Origin of the sequence: Clostridium tarantellae (assembly GCF_009295725.1) — a bacterium.
Taxonomy (GTDB): domain Bacteria; phylum Bacillota; class Clostridia; order Clostridiales; family Clostridiaceae; genus Sarcina; species Sarcina tarantellae.
Genome location: NZ_WHJC01000358.1, coordinates 1 through 3082 on the forward strand (window position 1 = coordinate 1; position 3082 = coordinate 3082).

A 3082-nucleotide genomic window follows, 5' to 3' on the forward strand; every position below is an offset into this window, starting at 1 on the left:
AAATAAGAAACTATCCATGCAACCATTATTTGATATGAAATAGAAAATAATGTAAATCTAGTTCCGAATTCTTTTTTCATTACTCCAATAACACTTACACATGGAGTATATAATAAAACAAATACCATAAATGCATAAGATGATAATGTTGTAAAATATAAAGGCAACATAGTTTCTAATTGACCCTTATATATAACTTCCATTGTTGAAACTACAGTTTCTTTAGCCATTAATCCTGTTAATAAAGAAACTGATGCTTGCCAATCTCCAAAACCTAATGGAGTGAATATAGGTGCTATAAAATTACCTATCATGTATAAAAAACTTTGTGATACGTCTTCAACCATTCCTGTAAAATTAAAGCTTTGAAGAAACCAGATAACAACACTCATAGCAAAGATTATAGTTCCAGCTTTCCTTAAGAAGCCTTTAGCTTTTTCAGATAATTGTGTTAAAATTGATTTTGCCTCAGGAATTTTATATTCAGGCAATTCTATTACAAAAGGTTCTTCATCCTTTTTAAATAGAGTATTTTTGAATAATAATCCTATAATGAATGCAACTACAATTCCTAAAAAGTATAGAGAAGTTACTATTAAACCAGCATTTTTAGGAAAAAATATACTTGTAAATACAACATATACAGGTAATCTAGCATTACAAGACATAAATGGAACTAACAACGCTGTTAACTTTCTATCTTTTTCACTTTCTAAAGTTCTAGCTGACATTATAGCTGGAACTGTACAACCAAAACCTATAACCATTGGTATAAATGCTTTGCCTGATAAACCTATTTTTCTCATAAATTTATCCATAAGAAAAGCAACTCTTGCCATATATCCACTATCTTCAAGAATAGAAATACATAAAAACAATGTTAAAACTACAGGTAATAAAACTAAAATTCCACCAACACCACTTACAATTCCATCAATTAATAATGATTGAAACCATGGAGCCACATTAGATAATAAATTGCTTAAATATGGAATGATTGTATTATCTAATAAATTACTTAAAAAATCAGATATTGGAGTTCCTACCCAAGAAAAAGTAAATTGGAATATACAATACATAATAGCCATAAATAATGGATAGGCTAACCAAGGATTTAGAAATACTCTATCAAGTTTTTCTGTTAAAGAAAATTCAGTAGAATCAGTTTTCATAAAACAATTCTTTAAATTATTTTCAATATATGCGTAGGTCTTAGATTCACTTTCAAAATTGTAATTATTATTATCTAAATAATTAGAAAAATCTTTTTTTTCTATAAAATCTGAAAGCGCATCTATACCATGGGATTTAGATGCCATTATAGGTATAACTTTTATGTTGAAGTTTTTTTCAAGTTTAGTATAATCTATTTTTATACCTTTTTTATCAGCAATATCTAGCATGTTAATCAATAAAACCATTGGTTTATTAAATTGTTTTAACTGCATAGTAAGGTATAAATTTCTATCTAAGTTACTAGCATCTACTATATTTAAAATTAAATCTACGTTAGTAGTTTCTAAGAAGTTTTTAGATACTTTTTCTTCGTTTGAAAAGGTATCCATGGCATATATACCAGGCAAGTCCACAATTTTAATATCTTTAAAGAATCCTTCTTTTTTATCTACGGTAACGCCAGGCCAATTTCCTACATGTTGATTTGAACCTGTTAATGCATTGAACAAGGTTGTTTTACCAACATTGGGATTACCTAGCAAAGCAATTGTTGTCATTTACTTTCCTCCTAATTATTTTAACTATTATTTATTTTAAAAATATATTTTTAGCATCTTTTTTTCTTATAGCTAAATCGAATCCTCTAAGATTAACTATAAGAGGATCACCTAATGGTGCTACTCTTTTTAACTTTATTTCAGTTCCTTCTATACAACCAAGTGCGAGTAATCTTTTAGCTAATTTTTCATTACCTAAAACCTTATCTACTATAGCAGTTTGTCCTAATTTTAAATCACAAATACTCATTATTAACACCTCACATTGAAAATCATTATCAAATAATATTTTATGATATCATCTATTTAAAAGAATGTCAATAGTTTTAAGTAATGGTGTTATGTATTGATTTTTATATATAAATCTTAGAGTTCTCAAATAAAAATAATAAATATAATTATATACTGATTAAATGATATGATGATATAATAAAAATATGTGTATTAAAAAGATTAACTAGGAAAGAGTGGTAGAATTGATTATAAAGGAGCATGAAATTGCTGTTGATCTAATAGATACTAAATTTGCCTTAGGTTTTAATAGTAATAAAGATTTATATAAACAGGCTGTTTATTTTGATTTAGAACATTATGTATATAAAAAGCCTAAGTGTATTGGCGTATTTGGAGCAGGTTATTATGATGAAAAAGCCTCTAAATTTATAGTTACACAATATATGATAGAACATAAAGGTGAGGTTAAGGATATTTTATATTTAGCTAAAAAATATTTTATAGAAGTAGCAGTAGAAAAAAATAAAAAATATATAGTTACTTTTTCAGGCAATAATGATTTTACAGTAATAAATTATTTGTTTCAAAAATATGGAATAAATTTTGATTTTAATAATTATTTTAAATCAGTGGATATACAAAAGGTATATGAACACACATTTAAAAAAGGTGTTGGATTAAAAGCTTTAGAAAAAATGTTTGGGATAGAAAGAGAAGGAGAGCTAATTTCTGGCTCTAATTTAGCAAAGACCTTTCATAAAGTATTAAAAGATAAAGATTATTTTGAAAGAATGCCTAAGGAAAAAATTGAGAAAATATTAGTTTATAATGAACAAGATGTTGTTAATCTATTTTATATTTTATTAAATTGGCAAAGATTAATACAAGAAGAAGATAAAGGAACAGATGAAGTTTCTAGGTTAGAGGATGTTGAATAATATTTAAATAGTCTTTATCCTATGAAGGACTACAGACACTCATATTTTTTATATGTGTGCCTGTAGTCCTTTATTATGCTTTTAAAAAATATTTTCATAAAATTTGGTGATTAAAACATATATTTATTTTAAAAATAAATATATTAAATTTAAGCAATAAATTTTAAAGAATTAATA

General features: G+C 25.5%; 3 protein-coding genes. 1 reads left to right on the plus strand and 2 read right to left on the minus strand.

Annotated elements, in window-relative coordinates; all coding sequences use genetic code 11:
- On the minus strand, positions 1–1733 hold a 1733-nt coding region (gene feoB / locus GBZ86_RS14340), incomplete at its 3' end, for a ferrous iron transport protein B (protein WP_152891796.1).
- 31 nt (positions 1734–1764) lie between these two features.
- Positions 1765–1983, minus strand: a complete 219-nt coding sequence (locus GBZ86_RS14345; RefSeq protein WP_152891797.1) for a FeoA family protein — start codon at positions 1981–1983, stop codon at positions 1765–1767.
- A gap of 226 nt (positions 1984–2209) precedes the next feature.
- Between GBZ86_RS14345 and GBZ86_RS14350 the strand changes: the two genes are divergently transcribed.
- A complete protein-coding gene (locus tag GBZ86_RS14350; RefSeq protein ID WP_152891798.1) occupies positions 2210–2905 on the plus strand; it encodes a ribonuclease H-like domain-containing protein in 696 nt (231 codons plus the stop codon).
- Positions 2906–3082 lie beyond the last annotated feature (177 nt).

Bases quoted from the DNA above. Each gene is read 5' to 3' on its own strand.
- GBZ86_RS14345 (WP_152891797.1), bottom strand. From the start codon at position 1,983: ATGAGTATTTGTGATTTAAAATTAGGACAAACTGCTATAGTAGATAAG.